Annotated in this window: 23 protein-coding genes and 3 tRNA genes (1 of these 26 cut by a window edge); 10 read left to right on the forward strand and 16 right to left on the reverse strand. The window is 59.0% G+C overall.

Going from position 1 to position 22,285, the window contains the following annotated elements; genetic code table 11:
- Positions 1 to 13 precede the first annotated feature (13 nt).
- From E3O56_RS17560 to E3O56_RS17575, 4 genes are read right to left on the reverse strand one after another with little or no spacing between them, the layout of a single operon-like run.
- Positions 14 to 1,036: a LacI family DNA-binding transcriptional regulator gene (locus E3O56_RS17560; protein WP_032880284.1), complete on the reverse strand. Its 1,023-nt coding sequence runs from the start codon at positions 1,034 to 1,036 to the stop codon at positions 14 to 16.
- 3 nt (positions 1,037 to 1,039) lie between these two features.
- Positions 1,040 to 2,017 (reverse strand): ABC transporter permease, encoded by a 978-nt coding sequence (locus E3O56_RS17565; protein WP_032880283.1) that lies wholly within the window; start codon positions 2,015 to 2,017, stop codon positions 1,040 to 1,042.
- Entirely contained in the window at positions 2,014 to 3,567 is a 1,554-nt protein-coding gene (locus tag E3O56_RS17570; RefSeq protein WP_248128636.1) for a sugar ABC transporter ATP-binding protein, read from the reverse strand. The genes E3O56_RS17565 and E3O56_RS17570 overlap by 4 nt, the downstream gene beginning before the upstream one ends.
- A gap of 57 nt (positions 3,568 to 3,624) precedes the next feature.
- Positions 3,625 to 4,581: a sugar ABC transporter substrate-binding protein gene (locus tag E3O56_RS17575; protein WP_005789700.1), complete on the reverse strand. Its 957-nt coding sequence runs from the start codon at positions 4,579 to 4,581 to the stop codon at positions 3,625 to 3,627.
- Positions 4,582 to 5,135: 554 nt separating this feature from the next.
- On the opposite strand from E3O56_RS17575, the gene E3O56_RS17580 reads away from it, so the two are divergent.
- From E3O56_RS17580 to E3O56_RS17590, 3 genes are all read left to right on the forward strand, one after another.
- On the forward strand, positions 5,136 to 6,224 hold the full coding sequence (locus E3O56_RS17580; protein ID WP_005789702.1) for an asparaginase: 1,089 nt from the start codon (positions 5,136 to 5,138) through the stop codon (positions 6,222 to 6,224).
- Positions 6,225 to 6,391: 167 nt separating this feature from the next.
- The gene (locus E3O56_RS17585; RefSeq protein ID WP_005789704.1) at positions 6,392 to 6,643 is read left to right on the forward strand and encodes a DUF1654 domain-containing protein; all 252 of its coding nucleotides are present in this window, start codon (positions 6,392 to 6,394) and stop codon (positions 6,641 to 6,643) included.
- 2 nt (positions 6,644 to 6,645) lie between these two features.
- Positions 6,646 to 7,335 carry an endonuclease I family protein gene (locus E3O56_RS17590; RefSeq protein ID WP_005789706.1) on the forward strand — a complete coding sequence of 230 codons (690 nt, stop codon included), beginning with the start codon at positions 6,646 to 6,648 and terminating at the stop codon, positions 7,333 to 7,335.
- A 31-nt stretch (positions 7,336 to 7,366) separates the two neighbouring features.
- Here the strand turns inward: E3O56_RS17590 and E3O56_RS17595 are convergent, their stop codons facing one another.
- Positions 7,367 to 7,732 carry a hypothetical protein gene (locus E3O56_RS17595; protein ID WP_032880279.1) on the reverse strand — a complete coding sequence of 122 codons (366 nt, stop codon included), beginning with the start codon at positions 7,730 to 7,732 and terminating at the stop codon, positions 7,367 to 7,369.
- A gap of 261 nt (positions 7,733 to 7,993) precedes the next feature.
- Here E3O56_RS17595 and csrA point away from each other — a divergent pair, with 261 nt between their 5' ends.
- Both csrA and E3O56_RS17605 read left to right on the forward strand, forming a co-directional pair.
- Positions 7,994 to 8,188, forward strand: coding sequence for a carbon storage regulator CsrA (gene csrA, locus E3O56_RS17600; protein WP_003192511.1), 195 nt, complete (start codon positions 7,994 to 7,996; stop codon positions 8,186 to 8,188).
- 210 nt (positions 8,189 to 8,398) lie between these two features.
- A complete protein-coding gene (locus tag E3O56_RS17605) occupies positions 8,399 to 8,659 on the forward strand; it encodes a hypothetical protein (RefSeq protein WP_078821843.1) in 261 nt (86 codons plus the stop codon).
- 14 nt (positions 8,660 to 8,673) lie between these two features.
- Here the strand turns inward: E3O56_RS17605 and E3O56_RS17610 are convergent, their stop codons facing one another.
- Positions 8,674 to 9,351 carry an HAD-IA family hydrolase gene (locus tag E3O56_RS17610; protein WP_032880275.1) on the reverse strand — a complete coding sequence of 226 codons (678 nt, stop codon included), beginning with the start codon at positions 9,349 to 9,351 and terminating at the stop codon, positions 8,674 to 8,676.
- A gap of 216 nt (positions 9,352 to 9,567) precedes the next feature.
- Between E3O56_RS17610 and E3O56_RS17615 the strand changes: the two genes are divergently transcribed.
- The 3 genes from E3O56_RS17615 to E3O56_RS17625 are packed head-to-tail and all read left to right on the forward strand — an operon-like array spanning position 9,568 to position 11,939.
- Entirely contained in the window at positions 9,568 to 9,828 is a 261-nt protein-coding gene (locus tag E3O56_RS17615; protein ID WP_032880274.1) for a DUF2790 domain-containing protein, read from the forward strand.
- Between the two features lie 42 nt (positions 9,829 to 9,870).
- Entirely contained in the window at positions 9,871 to 10,542 is a 672-nt protein-coding gene (locus E3O56_RS17620) for a heavy metal response regulator transcription factor (RefSeq protein WP_032880272.1), read from the forward strand.
- A complete protein-coding gene (locus E3O56_RS17625) occupies positions 10,539 to 11,939 on the forward strand; it encodes a heavy metal sensor histidine kinase (RefSeq protein ID WP_248128637.1) in 1,401 nt (466 codons plus the stop codon). Before E3O56_RS17620 ends, E3O56_RS17625 begins: the two co-directional genes overlap by 4 nt.
- 12 nt (positions 11,940 to 11,951) lie before the next feature.
- Here E3O56_RS17625 and E3O56_RS17630 read toward each other — a convergent pair whose 3' ends face one another.
- From E3O56_RS17630 to E3O56_RS17650, 5 genes are all read right to left on the reverse strand, one after another.
- Positions 11,952 to 12,449, reverse strand: a complete 498-nt coding sequence (locus tag E3O56_RS17630) for an anti-virulence regulator CigR family protein (RefSeq protein ID WP_032880269.1) — start codon at positions 12,447 to 12,449, stop codon at positions 11,952 to 11,954.
- 78 nt (positions 12,450 to 12,527) lie between these two features.
- Positions 12,528 to 13,142, reverse strand: a complete 615-nt coding sequence (gene pcp / locus E3O56_RS17635) for a pyroglutamyl-peptidase I (RefSeq protein ID WP_148854414.1) — start codon at positions 13,140 to 13,142, stop codon at positions 12,528 to 12,530.
- A gap of 7 nt (positions 13,143 to 13,149) precedes the next feature.
- Positions 13,150 to 14,100 carry a DUF979 domain-containing protein gene (locus E3O56_RS17640; RefSeq protein WP_032880266.1) on the reverse strand — a complete coding sequence of 317 codons (951 nt, stop codon included), beginning with the start codon at positions 14,098 to 14,100 and terminating at the stop codon, positions 13,150 to 13,152.
- Positions 14,097 to 14,813, reverse strand: a complete 717-nt coding sequence (locus tag E3O56_RS17645; RefSeq protein WP_005789724.1) for a DUF969 domain-containing protein — start codon at positions 14,811 to 14,813, stop codon at positions 14,097 to 14,099. Before E3O56_RS17645 ends, E3O56_RS17640 begins: the two co-directional genes overlap by 4 nt.
- A gap of 638 nt (positions 14,814 to 15,451) precedes the next feature.
- A tRNA-Val gene (locus tag E3O56_RS17650) sits at positions 15,452 to 15,528 on the reverse strand.
- A 184-nt stretch (positions 15,529 to 15,712) separates the two neighbouring features.
- Here E3O56_RS17650 and E3O56_RS17655 point away from each other — a divergent pair.
- Positions 15,713 to 16,996 (forward strand): FAD-binding oxidoreductase, encoded by a 1,284-nt coding sequence (locus tag E3O56_RS17655; RefSeq protein WP_248090329.1) that lies wholly within the window; start codon positions 15,713 to 15,715, stop codon positions 16,994 to 16,996.
- 63 nt (positions 16,997 to 17,059) lie between these two features.
- Here E3O56_RS17655 and E3O56_RS17660 read toward each other — a convergent pair whose 3' ends face one another.
- From E3O56_RS17660 to E3O56_RS17670, 3 genes are read right to left on the reverse strand one after another with little or no spacing between them, the layout of a single operon-like run.
- A complete protein-coding gene (locus E3O56_RS17660) occupies positions 17,060 to 18,295 on the reverse strand; it encodes a cytochrome c (protein ID WP_248128638.1) in 1,236 nt (411 codons plus the stop codon).
- Positions 18,296 to 18,297: 2 nt separating this feature from the next.
- Entirely contained in the window at positions 18,298 to 18,837 is a 540-nt protein-coding gene (locus E3O56_RS17665; RefSeq protein WP_005789732.1) for a (2Fe-2S)-binding protein, read from the reverse strand.
- Positions 18,830 to 21,661 (reverse strand): xanthine dehydrogenase family protein molybdopterin-binding subunit, encoded by a 2,832-nt coding sequence (locus tag E3O56_RS17670; RefSeq protein WP_005789746.1) that lies wholly within the window; start codon positions 21,659 to 21,661, stop codon positions 18,830 to 18,832. Before E3O56_RS17670 ends, E3O56_RS17665 begins: the two co-directional genes overlap by 8 nt.
- Here E3O56_RS17670 and E3O56_RS17675 point away from each other — a divergent pair.
- A complete protein-coding gene (locus E3O56_RS17675; protein ID WP_032880254.1) occupies positions 21,660 to 21,839 on the forward strand; it encodes a hypothetical protein in 180 nt (59 codons plus the stop codon). The two genes, E3O56_RS17670 and E3O56_RS17675, sit on opposite strands and share 2 nt — an antisense overlap.
- 206 nt (positions 21,840 to 22,045) lie before the next feature.
- On the opposite strand, the gene E3O56_RS17680 is transcribed toward E3O56_RS17675, so the two are convergent.
- Together E3O56_RS17680 and E3O56_RS17685 are read right to left on the reverse strand one after the other, a co-directional pair.
- Positions 22,046 to 22,122: transfer RNA gene (locus E3O56_RS17680), tRNA-Asp, on the reverse strand.
- A 105-nt stretch (positions 22,123 to 22,227) separates the two neighbouring features.
- A tRNA-Ser gene (locus E3O56_RS17685) sits at positions 22,228 to 22,285 on the reverse strand (it continues 31 nt past the right edge of the window).

Raw genomic sequence — 22,285 nt, forward strand, 5'->3', positions numbered from 1 at the left:
TCATCAATTCGGTTCAGCGGTATTGGGCGAACACACCGGCCAATGGCGCCGTCGACTCACGCAAAACGATACTTGGCGTCACGATGCGTTGATCGATCGACCGTTGGGGTGTTGCTATTCGTTGCAATAATAATTCGGCCGCCGTCTCACCCAATTGCAGGATCGACTGCCCGACCGTGGTCAGCGCAGGATAGACATAGCGTCCCATCTGGATGTCATCGAAACCGATCACCGACAACTCGGCCGGCACGCGGATGCTGCGTTCTGCGGCTGCGCGCAGCACGCCGAAACCAATCATATCGTTGCTGGCGAAAATCGCGCTGGGCGGGTTTTGCGCTAACAATTGCACGGCTGCGGCATGCCCCCCCGTGCTGGTGAAATCGCTTTCCAGGATCCGGCTGGCCAACACCTCGACACCCGCTTCGCGCAATGCACGCTGGTAACCCGCCAGGCGCATTTGTGCCACGCGGGTATGCCCCGGGCCGCCGATACAGGCGATATCCCGATGGCCCAACTCCAGCAAGTGCCGGGTCGCGAGGTAGGCGCCCTGTTCGTGGTCGATGCGCACCAGGTCGACATCGATTCCATCCAGGGCCCTGTCGACAATCACCATGGGCGTGCGCACTGCACTCAAGCCCGCCGCCAAGCCGCTGTCATCGCCGCCCACCGACGTCACGATCAAGCCGTCGACGCGTTTTTCGAGCAACACGCGCAAATAACTGCGCTGTTTTTCCGCGTCGTCGTCGGAGTTGCAGAGGATCACGCAGTAGCCATTACGCTCGCAATAATCCTCGATGCCCCGCGCAAGCTCGGCAAAATACGGGTTGAGGCTATTGGGCACCAACAGGCCAATGGTGGCCGTGGTCTTGGCCTTGAGCGAACGCGCCACGGCGCTGGGCACGTAGTCCAGCTGTTTGATCGCCGCCTCGACCTTGATGCGGACCGGCTCGCTGACCGGACGCGTCTTGTTCACCACATGGGACACGGTGGTGTAGGAAATACCTGCAAGCGCTGCCACATCCTTGATCGTTGCCATGACTCAGCCCCGCCGACTGGCGCGCTGGCTGCGGTAAGTATCGAGGACCACGGCGATCACGATCACAGCACCGGTAATGATGCGTTTGGTGGGTTCCGTAGCGCCGATCTGCGCAAGCCCCGCCGCCAATACCGAAATGATCAATACACCGAAGAACGTACTGATGACCGAACCGCGCCCGCCCATCAGGCTGGTGCCGCCGATTACCACCGCGGCGATTACCTGCAGCTCCAGGCCTGAACCAGCATTCGGGTCTGCCGCCTCCAGGCGCGAGATCTGGAACAGCGCAGCTACACCGGCCAACAGGCCCATCAGGCTGAACACCAGAATCTTGTATGGCTTGGGATTAATGCCAGCCAGGCGCACTGCTTCTTCGTTAGTGCCGATGCCGATCAGGTAGCGCCCGAAGACAGTGCGGGTCAGCACCAACTGAGCCGCAATGATCACCAGCAGCGCAATGATGAACGACGGGGAAATACCGAAAGCAATCGGGTTGGACAGCCAGGCAAACGAGTCACCGATATAAGCGGTGCGCGAGCCCGTCATTTGATAGGCCACGCCCCGGGCCATCTCCAGCACCCCCAAAGACACGATAAATGACGGGATACGCCAGGCCACGGTGATGGAGCCGGTGATGGTCCCGGCCAATGCAGCGCAGCCCATGCCCAGTAGCGCAGCCGGTAACACGCTCCAGCCCCAGCCCAGGATTGCCACGCTGACCGCCGATGCCGCCAATGCCAGCACCGAACCTACCGACAGGTCGATACCGCCGATGATCAGGATGAAGGTCATGCCCACCGCCAGCACCATCAGGTCCGGAATCTGGTTGGCCAGGGTGCTGAAGGTGTCGTAGGACAGGAAGTGGTCGCTGAGTACCGAGAACAGCGCAATCATCGCCAGCAAGGCACCCGCCAGCCCCAGGTAAGTACCCAGGCCATAGAAGTTGCCGCCAGTTTTACCGGAGGAAATGCTTGTTTTCATGGGGTATTCCTAGGCGCTGCCTCATTGAGCAGCGCATCACGTTTCTGATAGCCGGCAAAGGCGGCGGCGAGCAATTCGTCCTGGGTCCAGCTGTCACGCTCGAAGGTCTCGATCAGGCGCCCCGCGGACAACACCCCGATGCGATCACAGATCAGCATCAGTTCACGCAGGTCGCTGGAGACCACCACCAAGGCTTTGCCCTGGCGAGTCAGTTCGCCAAGCAACGCATAGATGTCGAACTTGGCGCCGACGTCGATGCCTCGAGTGGGCTCATCGAACAGCATTACTGCGCAATCGCGCTCCAGCCAGCGGCCAATCACTACTTTTTGCTGGTTGCCACCCGACAACTCGGACACCAATTGCCCCGGGCTGGAACTGCGGATACGCATGGCGTCGATCTGGCGTTTGGCCAGGGCGGTTTCGTTGCGGCTATTGACGACGCCACCGCCGGAAATTTCCGGCATGTTGCCCAAGGCTATATTGGCGCTGATCGATTGGGTCAGCAGCAGGCCCTCGCCCTTGCGGTCCTCGGTGATCAGGGCGATACCATGACCAACCGCATCCACTGGCGAGCGAATACTGACCACCCTGGCCGGCGATCCCAGGGCCACGGTGCCGCTGTCGGCCTGGTCGGCACCGAAGATCAGGCGCAGCAACTCAGTGCGGCCGGCGCCGATCAGTCCGGAAATACCGTAGATCTCACCGGCGCGCACTTCAAAGGACACGTCGCGAACCTTGTCCGAACGGCTCAGGCCCTTCACCGTCAGGGCCGGTTCGCCGATGGTGCGCGGGCCCAGGTCAATGTGTTCGCCCAGCTCGCGACCGACCATCAAGGTCACCAGTTGCTCACTGTTGTAATTGGCCATCGGCTCGACGCAGACCAGCTTGCCGTCGCGCAGTACCGCAATGCGCTGGGCGACACGGGCCAGCTCTTCCAGCCGGTGTGAAATATAAATGATCGCCACGCCCCGGGCCTGCAGACGGGTGATTTGCTCAAACAGCATCTCGACTTCACGGGCGGTGAGCATGGCCGTGGGTTCGTCGAGAATCAGGACGTGGCAGTCGCCGATCAGGTTGCGCGCAATCTCGACCATTTGCTGGTGGCCAATGCCCAGGCTGCCAACCAAGGTGTCGGGGTCGATCGCATCCAGGCCAACTTGAGCCATGGCCTCGATCGCGGCTTTGCGCAGTTGCTTGCGGCTGATCCAGCCACAGTTGCTCGGCAGGCTATCCAGAAACAGGTTTTCAGCCACCGTCAGGGTCGGCAGCAGGTTGAGTTCCTGCATGACCATGCGCACGCCCAAGGCTTCGGCCTGGGTGCGGCTGGCGGGGCAGTATTCCTGATCGTTGAACTGCATGTGCCCGGTAGTCGGTGTGACCAGGCCGCCGATGATCTTCGACAAGGTACTTTTGCCTGCGCCGTTCTCACCGGTCAGCGCGAGCACTTCCCCGCGATTGAGCGTCAGGGTGATGTCGGACAGAACCGGCTGAGCATAGGTCTTGCCGATACCGCTGACCGAGAGGACAGCGTTCGGGGCGGAAGATGACATAGGAAAATCTCCAGGCGCCCGCTCAGGACGAGCGAGCGCTGTTGGGTACTGCCGGGATTACTGCTTGATGACGAGTTCGACCGGGGTTTCGATCACGCCATCTTTGGCATCGACCTTCTCACCCTTGACCAGCTTCAGTGCGTTCTGGATACCGAATACCGCTTGTTGCGCGGCAGCCTGGTCAGCGGTGGCCAACACACGACCATCCTTGAGCATTGGCTTGATCGCATCAATGTTGTCGTAGCCCACCACCAATACCTTGCCGGCCTTGCCTGCCGCACGCACGGCGGAGACAGCGCCCAGGGCCATGTTATCGTTACCGGCCAGCAGAGCCTTGATATCCGGCGTTTCGCTCAGCATCGCTGCAGCAATCTTGTTGCCCTGGTCGATTTCCCAGTTGCCGGATTGGGTGGAAACAATCTTCATGCCTGCAGCGTCCATCGCATCCTTGAAGCCTGCGGTGCGCTGCTGGGCGTTAGTCGTGGTGGGTACGCCTTCGATGATGCCAACCTTGTCACCCGCGGCCAGTTGCTTGGCCAGGTAGTCGCCCACCAGCTTGGAGCCTTTGCGGTTGTCCGGACCTACGAACGGGATATCGAGGTTTTTGCTTTTGAGTACCTCCGGGTCCAGGCGATTGTCGATGTTGACGACCTTGATACCGGCATCAGAAGCCTTCTTCAGCACACTGGCGAGCGCCTTGGAGTCGGCGGGAGCAATGACAAGCGCGTCTACCTTGGAGTTGATCATCTCGTTGACGATGGCGATCTGCGCACTGGTGTCTGTTTCGTTCTTGATCCCGTTGGAGATCAGCTTGAACTCTGCCGGGTGCGCTTTCTGGTAGTCCTTGGCACCGTCGGTCATGGTGACGAAGAACTCATTGGCCAGGGACTTCATGACCAAACCAACAGTAGGTGTTTTGGCAGCGTCATCAGCAAGTGCAGAAGAGAGAGGCAAAGCAGCGGATGCGGCAAGCACAGCGACAGCAAGAAGACGTCCAGCGAATGGCAGCTTCATGGGTTCACTCCGATCTTATGATTATTGTGAGCAACGCTTGCACCGAAGACCTCTTCGGCGGCCCTCCCACCCGGGCGGCTGATGCGAGCTGTCACGATACTCCTGGAGCGCTCGTGAAACATCTCGCAAACGTTTGCGTTGAGCAAACTATGAGAACCTTGTCGGGATTTGTCAACGGTAGAAACTGGCCTTTCAATCCCATGCCCTCGGCCTGGTCCAACCAACCTTGGGGACTGAAACGTTTAAGGCCACCTCTTTCTCGCAATCTCTAAAACGACAGGTGTTGACGCTAATCGCACTCGAATTTTGTGACAGGGCTGTCGGACAACCGAACACACTACCCCTCAACCGTTCGGAAAGCCGGACGCCACTCACTCAAAACAAGTTTAAAAAATCTCATAAGTTGTTTTAAATCAATACGTTAATTTAAGAAGAACCACACACTCGGTCTGGTACAAATCCTGCTTTTCCCCTGCACCTCGCGGCGTTCAGAACCGCCCGGGTGTTCTAGATGAACCGGCTACAGCACTCATCAAAAACCAGAGAGAAAAATAATGAAATCTGCATTGAAGAACTTTGTCCCGGGCGCCATGGCCCTGCTGCTGCTGTTCCCCCTTGCCGCACAGGCAAAAGAAGTCGAAAACAAAACCAAACTGTCCAACGTAGTGATCCTTGCCACAGGCGGCACCATTGCTGGCGCCGGCGCCAGTGCAGCCAACAGTGCTACGTACCAGGCAGCCAAAGTCGGCATCGAACAACTGATCGCCGGCGTTCCTGAGCTTAGCCAGATCGCCAACGTACGCGGCGAACAAGTGATGCAAATTGCTTCGGAAAGCATCAACAACGAAAACCTGCTGCAACTGGGTCGCCGCGTCGCAGAACTGGCTGACAGCAAAGACGTGGATGGCATCGTGATCACTCACGGCACCGACACCCTTGAAGAAACTGCCTACTTCCTGAACCTGGTAGAAAAAACCGACAAGCCTATCGTCGTGGTCGGCTCCATGCGTCCAGGTACCGCCATGTCGGCTGACGGTATGCTCAACCTGTATAACGCAGTCGCTGTCGCAGGTAGCAAGGATGCGCGGGGCAAAGGCGTGCTGGTGACCATGAACGACGAAATCCAATCGGGTCGCGACGTCAGCAAGATGATCAACATCAAGACCGAGGCATTCAAGAGCCCGTGGGGCCCGCTGGGCATGGTCGTTGAAGGCAAATCCTACTGGTTCCGCCTGCCGGCCAAGCGTCACACCATGGATTCGGAATTCGACATCAAGACCATCAAGAGCCTGCCTGACGTTGAAATTGCCTACGGCTATGGCAACGTGAGCGACACTGCCTACAAAGCACTGGCCCAAGCTGGCGCCAAGGCCATCATCCACGCCGGTACCGGTAACGGTTCGGTATCCTCGAAAGTCGTTCCCGCGCTGGTCGAATTGCGCAAGCAAGGCGTACAGATCATTCGCTCCTCCCACGTCAACGCCGGCGGTATGGTTCTGCGTAACGCTGAACAACCAGACGACAAATACGACTGGGTTGCGGCTCTGGACCTGAACCCGCAGAAAGCTCGCATCCTGGCCATGGTAGCCCTGACCAAGACCCAGGACAGCAAAGAACTGCAACGCATGTTCTGGGAATACTGATTACTGCTGATCGACCTGTGGGAGCGAGCTTGCTCGCTCCCACAATTGCTCCCCTTCTCAACAAACTTCCCGAATCGCTGTCAGACGAACTTCTTGAAATTTAAGCAGTTGCGAAATCGCCTACAGTTAAATACTGTATGTGCGTACAGCAAATTAAGGAATGCTCCGTGGCAAAGCCCTCTTCCGCAGCACCTGCAGCGCCTGACGCCTATCAGCGCCTGGCTATTCGCGTGCAAAAGATCATCAATTCGACCAACGCACAGAAAGCCAAGGCAGCCTTGCTCTTCCGTTTACCCGATGAGCCGGAAGACGTGTGGCAACGTCTACTGGAAGAAATTGCAGAAAACGACAACGTCACCCTCGCCTATCGGGATGACGGTGGCGTGCAGATTTTTTGGGTTGTGCCGAAGGAAGATTGATTGTGAGTGCCCGTTTTATTGCTGTGTGCTGTCTGTTTTTAAGCGTAACCGCCAACGCCCAAGCCCCTCGGACCTTTAGCGAAGCCAAGAAAATCGCCTGGAAGCTTTACGCCCCCCAATCGACCGAATTCTATTGCGGCTGCAAATACACCGGTAACCGCGTGAATTTGAAAGCCTGCGGTTACATCCCGCGCAAAAACGCCAATCGCGCCGCGCGCATCGAGTGGGAACACATCGTGCCGGCCTGGCAAATCGGGCATCAGCGCCAATGCTGGCAAAACGGCGGGCGAAAGAACTGCACGCGCCACGACGATGTGTTCAAGCGCGCCGAGGCGGACCTGCACAATCTGGTGCCGAGCATCGGCGAAGTGAATGGCGACCGTAACAACTTCAGCTTTGGCTGGCTGCCCGTGCAAAGTGGGCAGTACGGCTCGTGCCTGACCCAAGTGGATTTCAAGGCCAAGAAGGTCATGCCACGCCCGTCCATTCGCGGCATGATCGCACGCACGTATTTTTATATGAGCAAGCAATACGGCCTGCGCCTGTCGAAGCAGGATCGACAGCTGTATGAAGCCTGGAACAAGACTTACCCGGTGCAAACCTGGGAGCGCCAGCGCAACCAGACCGTGGCTTGCGTGATGGGACGGGGCAACGAGTTTGTCGGCCCGGTGAATCTCAAAGCCTGCGGTTGAACGTGGGCGGGGTTGCCGCCCACTTGGCACGTCACTGCGCGGCGTTGTGTTCGATAATTTCAGACACGGTGTCGGTTTTCTTCGCGCGGGCCATCTTTTCGTTGAGCAAGGCTTGTTTGGCCTCGGCCTCGGCCTTGGTTGCGAACGGACCCAACAGCACCTCATCCTTGCCGTCGACCTTCACGATATAAAAATTGAAACCATGCTCCAGCAACCAGGCGGTCAGGTCGGTGATCGCCTGCAGCTTGTGGTCTGGCGGGCCGACGCGCACATCCCATTCCTGAGCGGCAATCGCGCCGGTTTGTGGCAGGCTTTCGGTCACGGCAGGTTTGGCCTTGGGCGCATCGACCGATTTACCTTCACCGCATCCGGCCAACGCCAACACCACAATTGCCATCGCTACTTTACGCACTGCCCTGCTCCTTTGAGGATAAAGAGGCGACTTTACCATTCACTGTCTATTCTGGCCGTCATAAACGTTGGCTTAAACAATGCGAATGATGTATCGCGACCTGTATGATGCCGCCATGGGAATTAATGTCGCCTCTATGCGTCCTAAAAGAGGCAGCCACAGGGAAGCGCTTCGCAGTAAGCTACACACATCCGACACCTGCCCTGTCTGACACATGTGTCCTTAAAAGTAATCAAGGAGAAGTCCATGCTTATACTCACCCGTAAAGTTGGTGAAAGCATAAACATCGGTGATGACATTACGATCACCATTCTGGGCGTTAGCGGCCAGCAAGTACGAATCGGCATCAACGCACCCAAGGACGTTGCCGTGCATCGCGAGGAGATTTACCAGCGCATCCAGGCCGGCCTGACTGCACCCGACAAAAACCAGACGCCTTGAAACGCCTCCAGTAGCCAGCCCTTTCGTTCACTGTAATGGCTGGCGAAAACCCAATCGGCCTGCTCGCGTCTTCCAGCCTGACCAGTGCGCTTTGAGCATGCCCCTTCGCTGCAAGATGAAACTGTCTGGGCATCTGGAACTTGTAGAAGTATTCGCAGCCCAATTTCTGACACTTTATCCTGCCATCCGTGTGCATTCAGGAATACGTCGATGAGGCCAGTCGCGACGCCACCTCTTGTTTCCAGATCCTGGATGATCGCCCTGCTGATCGGGGTGGCCTTCCTGGCGCTTGGGTATGGGCTGAGAGTCGAAGTCGAGGGCGCCGATCCCGACGCCCATTCCTGGCTGGACCTGGCGCTCCTTCTCTGCGGCTACCTGCTGGTGTTCTGCCTCAAACCCATCCAAAAAGTTATCTTGCGCAAGCTATGCCAGCGCGCAGCGCATCGTGCCCATCAGAAAACCACACGCTGAGGACCTGCTGCGTATCACGGCGCCAGCTTGCGCAAAGACAACAAGCCATCAGCGCCATGCTCGGTGCATAAATCGCCGTAGTCGTTGATGCAAGCGTGTGCAGTCACCATGGGCTCCAAGTGTGCCGAGGTGACAACCACAACATCCGCCCCCGCTGCTTCACCCGCTCGAATGCCCACCGCGGCGTCTTCGAACACCAGGCTGTCCTCAACCGACACCCCCAGGCGTTTCGCGCCCAATAAATAGCACGCAGGGTCGGGTTTACCGTTGGCCACATCTTCGGCCGTCACCCACACGGCCGGCACGGGAATGCCTGCCGCTTGCAGTCGACGTAACGCCAGCGCCTTGGGGGCAGACGTGACCAGTGCCCATTGATCCGCGGGCACGCCTTTCAAAAACGCCACTGCGCCGGGAATCGCTACAACGCCGTCGACATCGTTGAGCTCCGCGTCGGTAATCCACTGGGCTTCAACTTCTGGATCGACACCCGGCAACGCCTGGCGGGTGATCGTATCAATCGCGCGCGCGCCATGAATGGTAGGCAGAAACGCTTCCACATCCAGACCATGGCGCTCGGCCCAGATGCTCCATACACGTTCGGCCGCAGCGATGGAGTTGAGCAGGGTCCCATCCATATCGAACAGGAAAGCGCGGTAACGCCGGTTGAACACGGATGAAGTTGGGATGGACACTGCGCGGCTTCCTCATGAGCTGGACCCCTGCAATCTACGGATCACCTCGGCGCTTGTAAACGTAGAGCCTCCTCGACCGGACACTCATTGCCCACGCGCCAGGCTCGAACCAAGAATGACGAACTTGTCATGATCCTGTTGGTTGGCTGTTGGGGTCGCCTGGTTACTGTGAACTCACTGCCAACCCGGCAGCCCCCAGCCACGAGAGAGACCGCCATGAAACTGTTCGCCCTGGGCTTTGCCGCCTTGCTCGCCACCGGTACTGCCTTCGCTGCCGACGTAACGTCTGCCAGCGATGTCATCCACGACAAAACCGGCTTCTTCCTACACCTGGATGTCGACAAGGTGCTATCGAGCACCGACATCTCTGGCCAATGCGGGATTGTCCCGGCGCACTTGCGCTACCTGGACCATCAGGGCCGCGAACACCTACTCGATTACCAGGTCCAGGGCGTCGGTTGCGCCAGTGACAATTGATCGGGCTACACTTGCGCCACTTATTGAAGCAGGACACTTTCCATGAACATCCTCGTAGTCGAAGACGAACCCAAGGCCGGCAATTACCTGCTCAATGGCTTGCAGGAGTTGGGCCACTCGGTGAGCCTGGCGCGCGACGGCGTAGAGGGTTTGCACTTGGCCCTGGAAACACCATTCGACGTGATCGTGCTGGACGTGATGATGCCGAAAATGGATGGTTGGGAAGTGCTGCGTCGCCTGCGCAAAGAGGCCGATACACCGGTGCTGTTCCTCACCGCTCGCGATGACATCGCCGACCGCATCAAGGGCCTTGAACTGGGTGCCGACGACTACCTGATCAAACCCTTCTCCTTCGCCGAACTGGTTGCACGCCTGCGCACCCTCAACCGACGTGGCCCGAGCCGCGAAGAAGAACAGCTGCACATCGCCGACCTGCACATTGACGTGCTCAAGCGCCGTGTGACCCGCGCCGGTACGCGCATTACCCTGACCAACAAGGAATTCGCCTTGCTGCACCTGTTCGCCACCCACCAGGACCAGGTGCTGTCGCGCTCGCTGATCGCTTCACGCGTATGGGACATGAACTTCGACAGCGACACCAATGTGGTCGATGTTGCCGTACGCCGCCTACGCCTGAAGATCGATGACCCGTTCCAGCTCAAACTGATCCACAGCGTGCGGGGCATTGGCTACCGCTTCGATACCCAACCATGAAGCGCGATCGCCATTATTCCCTGACCCTGCGCCTGGCATTGATCTTTGCCCTGCTCGCCTTCGCCCTGCTGGCCACCCTGGGCGTGACGCTATACCACGAGCTGGAGCGTGAGCTGATCAAGCGTGACGACGCCGCGCTGATCTCGCGCGCCAACCAACTGCGCAACGTGCTCAATGACGGCAATACCCGCGAGCTGATCAAGACCAAGCCCCAGCTGTTCCAGAACATGCTGGGCAACAGTGAGTCGGTACTGAGCATCGCTGCACCTGGGCAGACTCCGTTATTGCTGGTCAACCCGGGCAACATTCAAATACCGGCCGTGCCGGCCGTGGCAAAAGACCACGCCCTTGGACTCGCCGACGTACACCATTTGCCCGGCGTAGATGGCGTGCCCTTCGCCACCGTGGCGGCTTTCATCGACACCGGTGACCTGGGGAGCCTGCAAGTCACCGTCGGGCGCCTGATGGCTGAACGCACAGCCATGCTTGCCAGTTATCGCTTGAGTGTTTTTATCCTGGCCAGCATCGCGGCGGTCATTCTCGCCTTGGTTGGTTATGTGCTGGTACACCGTGGGCTGGTGCCCTTGCGGCGCCTGGCCGGACACGCACAGGGCATCGGCGTGAACAACCTGGCCGAGCGCCTGGGCAGCCAAGGCGCGCCCAAGGAGCTGCTGCCGATGATTGACGCCTTCAACACCATGCTTGAACGGCTGGCCAAAGGTTTTATTCAACTGGGCCAGGTGTCCACCGATATGGCCCATGAACTGCGCACCCCCATCAATAACTTGCTCGGTGAAACCCAGGTCGCGCTGCAACAGAGCCGCACTATTGAAGACTATCAGCAACTGCTGGCCTCAAACGTTGAAGAGCTTGAACGCCTGGCACGGATGCTCGACAACATGCTGTTCCTGGCCCGTACCGACCCTGCCAGCGCCTTGCGCCAACGTCAGGCGCTGGACGCAGCCGATGAAGTGGAGCGCATCGCCGATTATTTCGAGGGCTTGGCCGGTGATGTGGGTATGCACATCGTTGGCGTGGGCGAAGGTGTGATCTGGGCGGAACCGATGCTGCTGCGCCGGGCACTGGCGAACCTGTGTGCCAATGCCATCAAGTATGGCGCGCCGAACACCGAGCTGAGCATCCAGGCCATCCCGACAGTCGAGGGCACTTGCATCAAGGTCAGCAACCAGGGTGCAACCATTGCCGCGGAGCATTTGCCCAGGCTGTTCGAACGCTTTTACCGGGTGGATGAATCCCGTGAATGTTCATCCCAGTCCAATGGACTGGGATTGTCGATTGTGGCGACCATCATGCAGCTGCATAACGGTCGGTATGGCGTCAGCAGTGAAGGAGGCGTGACGTGCTTTGAATTGTTTTTTCCCGCACAGGAGACGTGAGGGTTATCCCGCTCAATCAAAGGCGCCATTGAGTACTTCGTAGATGATGCCGCTGGCGATGGCGACCAGAATCAAATCGGTTCCCGCTTGCTGCCATTCATAACCGTCGTAGTGAGGCAGCCGCCCCAGCAGGCGACCATCGAGTTTCTTGGCGATACCGGGCGGCAGCCGCTTGCCGCGCGCCAGGTTCTTCTGGATCCCCGGCGGCAATGCAGGCCCCGGGCTCCAGTAATCGCGATAACCGACGAGCACATTCAATACGCTCCCTCGGTCAACGCTGGGGCCGTGACCACCTGAGCCGCCCTTGCCCTTGGGCTTGTCGTAGGCCTGCCCTGCGGGGTTATTGCCTTTGTTATTGCCCTGCCCCTGACCGCCCTTGTTACCCTGGCCCTGCCCCCCTTGGTTATTACCCTGCCCCTTGCCGTTACCGGGATCGGCAAAGGCAAGACCGCTACCCGCAAACAGCGCGAGGGACAACACGACAGATACGAACTTCGGGTACTTGATCATGATGGTTTTCCAAGGTGGATACGCCTGTGAACTATAGTCGAAGTTGCCCCACGAATGACTCCATTCACAGCCCGACCGTCAGCTCACCTGCCCGCCTGTTTCCCGCACATCCGTTTCGGTTAGCCAGGCCGTCGAGACCGCCAGTCGCAAGGCCTCAACCAAAGGCGGCTGGTCGGCCGGCGGCGCGCTCGGCACATGGATAAACCCACTGCGCACCCCGGCCTCGACCAGCCGGTGCTGCAAAAGGTAGAACACCTGGTTGCACACGAACGTGCCCGCCGTTTGCGAAACGGCAGCCGCCACCCCCGCGTCACGCAGCGCCTTGACCATGGCCTTGATCGGCAATGTCGAGAAGTATGCAGCCGGGCCACCGGCTACCACTGGCGTATCAATCGGTTGCTGCCCGAGGTTGTCGGGGATGCGTGCGTCATTGATATTGATCGCTACACGCTCGATAGACATCTCGCTGCGCCCGGGCGCCAGGCCGGTGGCAATCACCATTGCCGGATTCAACTCACTGATCAATCGGGCCAGGTGTTCACCCGCCGTGGCAAATGCACAGGGCAGGCAATGCGCGACAATGCGTGCACCCTCGCCCAGTTGCACGCCATCCAACTGGCGCGCAGCCTCCCATGACGGGTTCACCAGGTCGTTATCAAAGGGCTCGAACCCCGTCAGCAGTACAGTTTGCATAGTGACCTCACATCAACAGGTAAAGCAGCACGATATTGACCACCAGCATCATCAGCGCCGTGGGGATCTGCGCCTTGATCACCGCGTTCTTGTCGGGCAACTCCAGCAACGCCGCTGGCACGATATTGAAGTTGGCCGCCATCGGCGTCATCAACGTGCCGCAGTAACCGGAAAACATACCGATCGCCGCCATCACCGCAGGGTTGCCGCCATAAATCCCTACCAGCACCGGCACGCCGACGCCGCCAGTCATCACAGGGAAAGCCGCAAAACCATTGCCCATGATCACCGTAAACAGGGCCATGCCCAGTACATAGACCATCACCGCCACCAGCTTGTAGTCCAGGTTGATGTAGGTGGTGGTGACGTGGGCGACTGCCGTGCCCACCCCGGCCTCGTTGAACAACAATCCGAGCATCGCCAGCATCTGCGGCAACACCATGGCCCAGCCCAGGGCTTCGGTCAGGCGACGGGATTCGCGCAGGGCTTGTACCGGCGTATCGCGGGTCAGCCAGCAGGCCAGGCCCAGAGCAATCAGGCAGCCGATGCCGAGCGAGACGAAGGTGGTGTTCTTCGGGTCCAGCAACGGTACACCGCCAATTTCGGTGTGCTTGAGCAATACCGAGCCAATCACCGTAGTCAACGGAATCGCCAAGGCCGGGATAAACAACTTGTGGCCCAGGCGCCCGGCGCTGGCGCGGGACGCCTTGACGTGCAATTCGGCGTGCTGGCCGCGACCAACGCCACCCAAGCCGGCGATCAACGCCATCACCACCACACCGATACCGATGGCCACCGAGGGCAGACGCTCCCCCACCAGGAACGGTATGGCGAACAACAACCAGAACAGCGCGCTGGACCAGCGTTTGGGATGGGTGCGATCGAGCAGGATCATGCCCGCAGTGATCAGCAACAGAACACCGGCGAGCCAATAAAGGTATTGAATGGAAATAATCATTGAGCAGCCTCCACGGACGTGGTGGCCGGGCTCATTTCGCGGGTCAATCGTCGATCAAAGCGATGCAGCCGGATCGCATGAATGATGAACGCACAAATCGCCGTCGGAATGCCCCACACCGCGATGTGCAGCGGCTCCACGTCAATCCCCGAGCCCAACAGGAAGGTGTGCATCAACGCAATTGCACCGAAGGCGACAAAAATATCCTCACCAAAAAACAGCCCGACGTTATCGGTGGCCGCACACATGGCCAAGACCTTGTGGCGCAGCTTGTCTGGCAGCTTGCCGTAGCGTTTTTCCGCTGCACCTTCGGCCATCGGCGCCAACAGTGGCCGCACCATTTGCGGATGCCCACCCAGGCTGGTCAGCCCCATGGCGGCCGTGGATTCACGCACAAACAGATAAATGATCAGTAAACGCCCAACCGTGGCGCGCTCGAAGCGGGCGATCCAGTTCTGCGCGTGCAGGCGCAGGCCATGGCGCTCCAACAGGCCAATCACCGCCAGCGGCAATAAAAGAATCAATTGCAGGGCACGAGTCTGAAGGAAACCATCGCCCATGGTGGCGAGAATTTTTTCCAGCGGGAACTGGGCGGCAAGCCCGGTGGCGATGGCGGCGGCGGTGACCACCAACAGCGGATTGAAGCGCAATACAAAGCCGACCACGATGACAAGCACGCCGATCAGCGGCCATAGGTTCACAACTGTTTGCATGGCACAGAGGTCCTTTAGTGCGCGCTGCGGCGCCATAACAGCAGGATGTGGGCAAAGGGCTCACAGCTTGGAAGTGGCGTGCAGTCGGCTCGGTTTTTTTATTGTTGACCCGGAAGGTCGAGCGTCAGTGGCGGCAACTTTGCTGTCTGGAGACCGGGAGTGTCCAACAAGAAAAATTGTTGCTGCACACCAATAAATTTTGTGGGGGGATGGCGCCGACGGTCGGGCGCTATCAGGAGAAAGCGTCCAGGCCTCAAGGGGAAAGTCGCGCAGCCAACCTGATGAGGAGCTCAAAATCGTTCAACCGTGTAGATTCTCAATCAGAACCTATACTCCATCATGCAGCTGTGTGTACCTGCAGTTCGTTCACGGTGTTATACCGACAATGAGGGCTCGCGCTATGTATGCCGGACAAATGAGTGATATGGCGACCACGTTTGGCGAAATACGCTGCCAGGTGTTCGTCCAGATAATTTGCCTGCTGTCGGTGGCTACGCTGTTCTGCTGATCGAGCGTTCAAACCCCTGAATACACGCCTTGAGCCGTGTAGGGATGGCTATTGCCCAAATTCCAGACAACAAAAAAGGGCCCACCTTTCGGTGAGCCCTTCCAGACCGCCCAGCAGAGCGGATTTTGTTTGGTAGGCGCGATTGGACTCGAACCAACGACCCCCACCATGTCAAGGTGGTGCTCTAACCAACTGAGCTACGTGCCTGCTGTGAGGCGGCATTCTACGGAATTCCGGAGGGGTGTCAACATCTTTTTTGCAGCTAAGCCTATGAATATGCGAATTTTTTATTTATGCCGGGTACACCTGGGATTTCCGGGTGGCTGGCAGGCAATTTTCAACTCAGGTAGGATCGCCGCACTCGTAAAAAATATAAAACAGAGGTTCCAGGATGGCGAACACCCCCTACCCCCAGTCCTATTACGCCGCTTCCGCGAATGCAGCCCCACCCCGACCAACCCTGCAAGGTGAGGTCGAAACCGATGTCTGTGTGATTGGTGCCGGCTATACCGGGCTTTCCAGCGCGCTGTTTTTGCTGGAGAACGGCTTTCGCGTCACGGTACTGGAAGCCGCCAAGGTGGGTTTTGGTGCCTCGGGTCGTAATGGCGGGCAGATCGTCAACAGCTACAGCCGTGATATCGATGTGATCGAGCGCAGTGTCGGGCCCAAACAGGCTCAGTTGCTGGGGCAGATGGCCTTTGAAGGCGGCAAGATCATTCGTGAGCGCGTGGCTAAATACCAGATCCAGTGCGACTTGAAGGACGGCGGTGTATTTGCCGCACTCAACAGCAAGCACATGGGTCATCTGGAATCGCAGAAGCGCCTGTGGGAGCGCTACGGCCATACGCAGCTGGAATTGCTCGACGAACGCCGCATCCGCGAAGTGGTGGCCTGTGACAACTATGTGGGCGGTTTGCTGGACATGAGCGGCGGGCATATCCACCCGCTCAACCTGGCACTGGGCGAAGCGGCGGCCGTGGAATCCCTGGGCGGTACGATTTATGAGCAATCGGCAGCGGTGCGCATCGAGCGCGGCGCCAACCCTGTGGTACACACCGCCGAAGGCAGGGTCCGGGCCAAATTCATTATCGTTGCCGGTAACGCTTACCTGGGCAACCTGGTGCCGGAGCTGGCGGCCAAGTCGATGCCGTGCGGTACCCAAGTGATCACCACCGCACCCCTTGGCGATGAATTGGCCAAGACGCTGTTGCCGCAGGATTACTGTGTCGAAGACTGCAACTACCTGCTCGACTACTACCGTCTCACCAGCGACAAGCGCCTGATCTTCGGCGGCGGCGTGGTGTATGGCGCGCGGGACCCGGCGAATATCGAGGCAATCATCCGGCCCAAAATGCTCAAGGCATTCCCGCAACTCAAAGACGTGAAGATCGACTACGCCTGGACCGGCAATTTCCTGCTGACCCTGTCGCGCCTGCCCCAGGTCGGCCGTCTTGGCGACAACATCTATTACTCACAAGGCTGTAGCGGCCATGGCGTGACGTACACGCACCTGGCAGGCAAAGTACTGGCGGAGGCATTGCGCGGGCAGGCTGAGCGTTTTGATGCGTTTGCGGACTTGCCGCATTACCCGTTCCCGGGCGGGCAGATGTTGCGCACGCCGTTTGCAGCGCTGGGGGCTTGGTACTACGGGTTGCGCGATAAATTCGGAATGTAAACACATCCGGTGTGAGAGCGACTTGCTCACTCCCACACCGGCTGTACGCTTCATACGCTGCCGTCAATGCGCCTTGTGTTCGACGGAAGGCGCCTCGGCTTGCAGCTTCTGCACATCGCCTACGGCCAGCTCAGCCGATTGGCCGCCCCAACCTTGACGCAGGTAATTGAGCAGATCAGTCAGCTGTTGCGCACTGAGCTTCTCGGAAAACCCCGGCATCGGTTGCATGTGCTCGAACCCGGAAAATTTCTGCTCGCCAATACCGTCCTCGATCACACGCAGCAGGTTGCGCGGGTCTTCCAGTCGCAACGTGGTGTTGCCGCGCATGGCCACCGCGATGTGCGGCTTGCCTTCGCCACCTGCGGCGTGGCAACCGGCGCAGACGTTCAGGTATTCCTGGCGGCCGCGCTGAGCGCTCTGGCTGAGTTTATCCACCGGCACGTCGACCAGCGCTTTGGCGGCTGGCGGGTTATCACCCAGCAGGAACGTGGCCATCGCGGCCAGATCCTGATCGCTCAGGCCCTGGGTGCTGTTGTGGAACACCGGGAACATCTCGTTGAACATCGTGCCCTGGGCGCTCATGCCGTGCTTGAGGAATGTGGCCAGGTCCTGTTCATTCCAACCGCGCGCAGCCAGGTCAGTGGCGAGCAGGCTGGGCGCCAGGTAACCATTGAGGATGCCGCCGGTCAGGCGCTTGTCCAGCTCCATCGCGCCCGGCAGGCCGCGTGGCGTGTGGCATTCGCCGCAGTGACCAAGCACTTCGACCATGTACTGGCCGCGTTTCCAGGCTTCGCTTTTACCTTCGGTCGGCTCCAGTTTCAGCGCTTTGCCATACAACGCATTCCAGCCCATCAGGCCCAGGCGCACGTTGAACGGAAAGCTCAGGCTCGTCACCGGCGCTGCGCGCTCGATCGGCTCGATGGTTTTGAGGTACGCATGAATCGCATCCGAATCTTCGCGCGGCATCAGGTGGTAGGAGGTGTACGGCATCGCCGGGTACAGATTCGCTCCGTCGCGACGCTTGCCTTGCGTCAGCGCAGCAAAGAACTCGTCATCGTTGTACAAGCCGATACCGTGCTCTTTGCTCGGCGTGATGTTGGTGCCGTAGATCGTGCCGAACGGCGAGACGATCGGCAGCCCGCCCGCAAACGGCGCGCCGCCCGCGGCAGTGTGGCACGCCATGCAGTCGGCGGCGCGGGCCAGGTATTCGCCGCGCTTGACCTGATCATCGGCATGAGCAAACAGCACCGGCGCAGCCAGGCCGACCGCCAGGGTCATTCGGGTCAGAAAAAGCTTCATGCTCAACCCTCCTTGACCAGGCCGAGATCGGTCAGCACGTTGCGAGTAGCGTTGTAATAACGCACGTACCCGGTGCAACGGCAGACGTGATGCCCAAGGCTGTCCTCGATGACTTGTTCCAGTTTGCTGTGTACGGTCGGCTGGCGCTGCAGCTTTTCCACCAGCACGGTCGCTGCGTTGACGAAGCCCGGCGCGCAGTAGCTGCACTGGAACGCAAACTCATCCACGAAGCGCTGCTGGATCGGGTTCAGTTCGATGACCTGCCCCGACTCGTCGCGCTTGGCGTGGGATTCGATGGTGCGCACTCGCTTGCCTTCAAAGTAATGCGCGCCGGTGATGCACGTGCGCACTTCTTCGCTGGTGCCGTCCGGGTTGTCGACGATGACCACGCAAGCGTGGCAAATACCCTGGCCGCAGCCAAGACGCGAGCCAGTGAGGTTTTTGTATTCGTGCAGGTAGTCGATCATCGGCAGGTCATCAGGGATGTCCACTGGGCCGACGGATTGACCATTGAGGGTCAGTTGAAGCGGACGGTTAGGCATTGAGGGCTTCCTTGATGCGCGCAGCAGTGATTGGCAGGTCGCGAACACGTTTACCGATGGCGTGCGCCACGGCATTACCGATGGCCCCGACGATCGGGATCATCACCACTTCAGCGATACCCTTGGATGGATCGCTCGGCGACAGCGCCGGCAAAATCTCCGACGTCTGTTTCCACACGGCAACGTGACGCGCCATCGGCAGACGGTAACGGTTGAAGTTCCAGTCACCCTCCCCCGGCCCGCCTTCATACAGCGGCATTTCCTCCATCAATGCGTGGCCGATGCCCATGGCGACACCGCCCTCAAGCTGACCTTTGACTAACTCCTCAACCAACACGCGACCGCACTCGATCCACGAATGGTGATTGAGCACCTCCACCTGCGCCGAGCCCTTATTGACCTTCAGCTCGACCAATGTGGCGACCGGGCTGTAGTAAGTCACGGCAGCGTTGTTCAACTGCGTCGCGGGGTAGCTGATGTTCTGGCGATCCAGCAGATGGAAGCCGGCAGTGCTCATCAGCGCCTGCTTGGCTTTTGGTGCGCCGTCGCCGTACTTCACGGCCAGGCCGTCGAGCGGCAGGCGCTCACGCACGCCGTCGATGCTGTATTCAGCCTCGGCCCAACTCCAGCGGTTGAAACCGTGCACAGTGGCCGCGGTGACCAGGCCGCGCTCGTGGGCACGCTTGGCCAATTCTTCAAAACTGAGCGGCTGCATGCCGTTGGCGGTGAGCTTGCCGTCGACCCAATGCGCATCTTCGCGGCGCACCACATACGGGTTGGCCTGACCGCCGAACGGACCCTGACGCCAGATCTCCAGCGCCGCCGGCCACAAACCATGGTTGAACAGCACGCGCGCCGCTTCACGGGTGGCGTGGCTGAAGTAGTACGCCGAGTTGGTAGCCGAAGACGCCGAAGCGAGCTTGCCCACCCAGCGCGGGTTGCGCAGCAGGTTGTCCTGCTCGGCCTGGCTCATGATGTAAGGGTTGCCGCTGGTGATCAGCTGCATTTCCTTCCACTCTGTTTCGCCAGTCTTCACTTCGTGTGCCGGGCTGCCAAGGAAATCGGCAACGACCAGCGATTGCGAGGTAGACATACCGGTGCCGATTTCGATACCGATATGACGCAGGCTGATGCGACCGTCAGCGCTGAATTCGATACTGGCCATCGGAGCTTCGGAACCAGTGCCAAAGTCTTTCTGGCAGATAGCAAAACCCACGCCGTACCAGTTATCCGGGTCCGCGGCTTCGCGTTGTTGCTTGATCGCGTCGCGGTTTTTCCAGACCTCGTGCACAGAGGCTTTGTCGAGAATTTCGTGCAGGCGCAACGCACCGGCAGGAATGGCGCCCTGGGTGTTTTTCATGCCTGAACGCAGTGCGTTCTTGCGGCGCAACTCGATAGCATCTACACCGAGACGACCGGCGATTTCATCGACCATCATTTCAGTCGCAGCCATGCTTTGCAGGGTGCCGTACCCACGCATCGAACCGGCTTCAACGCCCCGCGAGTGATACGCGGTGACTTGCAGGTCGTTCTGCGGCATGTAGTAGATCGACTGTGCGGCCGTGGCGCCTACAGCGGCTACCGAGGGGCTGTAGTTGATCCGGCCACCGCCGTCGACGCTCATGTCGGCGAGGAAGATCTTGAAGCTGTGATCGTTCTTGTCGACAGCCAATTGGTAACGAATGTCGAACGGATGACGCTTGATGCCACTCTGGAACTGCTCGTAACGGTCATTGGCCAGACGCACCGGCACGCCGGCGCCGTACAACGCCGCGAGGGCGGCGTAGTAGACAAAGATGTTGTGGTCTTTGGAGCCGTACCCCACGGTGTAACCGGGGTGCATGTTCAGGTTGGCCAGGCCGAAGCGCGACGGCGAGATCATTTTCGCAGTCTCGGTGGCCACCTCCAACGGGCACTGGGTGGCCACCACGAAATGCAGGGTCTTGGTTGCCGGATCGTACCAACCGTTGCCGTTGTCCGGCTCCATGGCTGCCGGCTCGATTGACGGGGTCTTGTAGCGCTCGTCGAACACCAGCCAGTTGTCCGGCGGCGTGTTGATCTGACTCTTCATGCGGTCGGCGTAGAACAGCCCGCGCTCGGTCAGGTTGCCGTGCAGATTCGGTTGTGAATTCCATACCGGGCGACGGTTTTTCAGCATCGGAAACAGAATCGAATCCTTGAGGCTGGCAAATTCGTCTTCATCGGCCGAGGTGGGGCCGCCAACGCGCACATAGCGGAAGCTACCGTAAGGGTCGCCTTCGTAGTACGGCACTTTGGCGCCGTAACGAATCGCCTTGTCGTTGAATTTGAGTTTGTTCTTGGCCTGGCGGAAACGCTCGAAATCGTTCCAGATCAGAATCGCCACCGGGTGACCAATAAACATCGGCACCTTGCCTTCAGGCAGCAGCGGATCCGGAGCATGTTCCTCGGGGAAAACGATACCGTCCTTGTCCAGATCGGCAGCGGTGACGATACGATCCGGCTGCAGATCGGCGCCGAGCCACGCCAAGTCGTAGCCCGCATAAATATGGTCGGCCTTGATGGTTTTCAGCAGCATGGCGTGACCTTGCTGCACGGGCCAGCCGGGCATGTCCTTGGAGCGGATATCGCGGGCGAAGACTTTGCTGCCGCACACTTTGGACAACGCATCGTTACGCTGGCGCGCCTTGCCGTTATTGCCCAGCCATTTTTCGGACGGCACGGTAACGCTGTTTTCCATCAGGGCAGCCAGCGCCTGGGTGCTCAGCGGTGTCAGCGTGACGCTCACACCCGCCACCAGGCCGCCCTGGAGGAACGAGCGCCGGGTTATTTCACGGTTGGACATGGATCATCCTCTGAGCGGTTATAAATCCGCCCTTATGGTTAAGTACACCGAATATCGAGACTTGCAGAAGCCTTTTTACGACGAATCAAAAGGCCATGATGACAGTGCAAAGTTGACCGAAGGGTTAACTTTAAAGGTTTCTGCGCCTGCGGCAAATAACCACATTGAAATTTTTTGACACAACAACGCAAAACGGCCGACAAGATCGAGACGATCTGTCAGCCGCTTGCCTATAAATGAGGACGATGTCACAAACACCATGACGTTTTTTCAAACGCCAGACACAAAAAACCCCGGTCTTTCGACCAGGGTCTTTGCTATCGGATCAAGTCAGCCAGTGGCTTTCTTGTGCTTCAAGGCGTTCAGTGGGCCTTGAGGCAGATATGGCGCAGCGGACGGGACTCGAACCCGCGACCCCCGGCGTGACAGGCCGGTATTCTAACCGACTGAACTACCGCTGCGTATCGCTTGGCTGATTGAGCGTAAACCCTCAACCACCTTTAAACATCTGATCAATCAACCTGGGTTGTTCAATCTCAAGCTCGACACATCGAACCTGGAAAATATGGCGCAGCGGACGGGACTCGAACCCGCGACCCCCGGCGTGACAGGCCGGTATTCTAA

This window comes from Pseudomonas sp. W2Aug9, from assembly GCF_023127755.1.
GTDB lineage: Bacteria > Pseudomonadota > Gammaproteobacteria > Pseudomonadales > Pseudomonadaceae > Aquipseudomonas > Aquipseudomonas synxantha_A.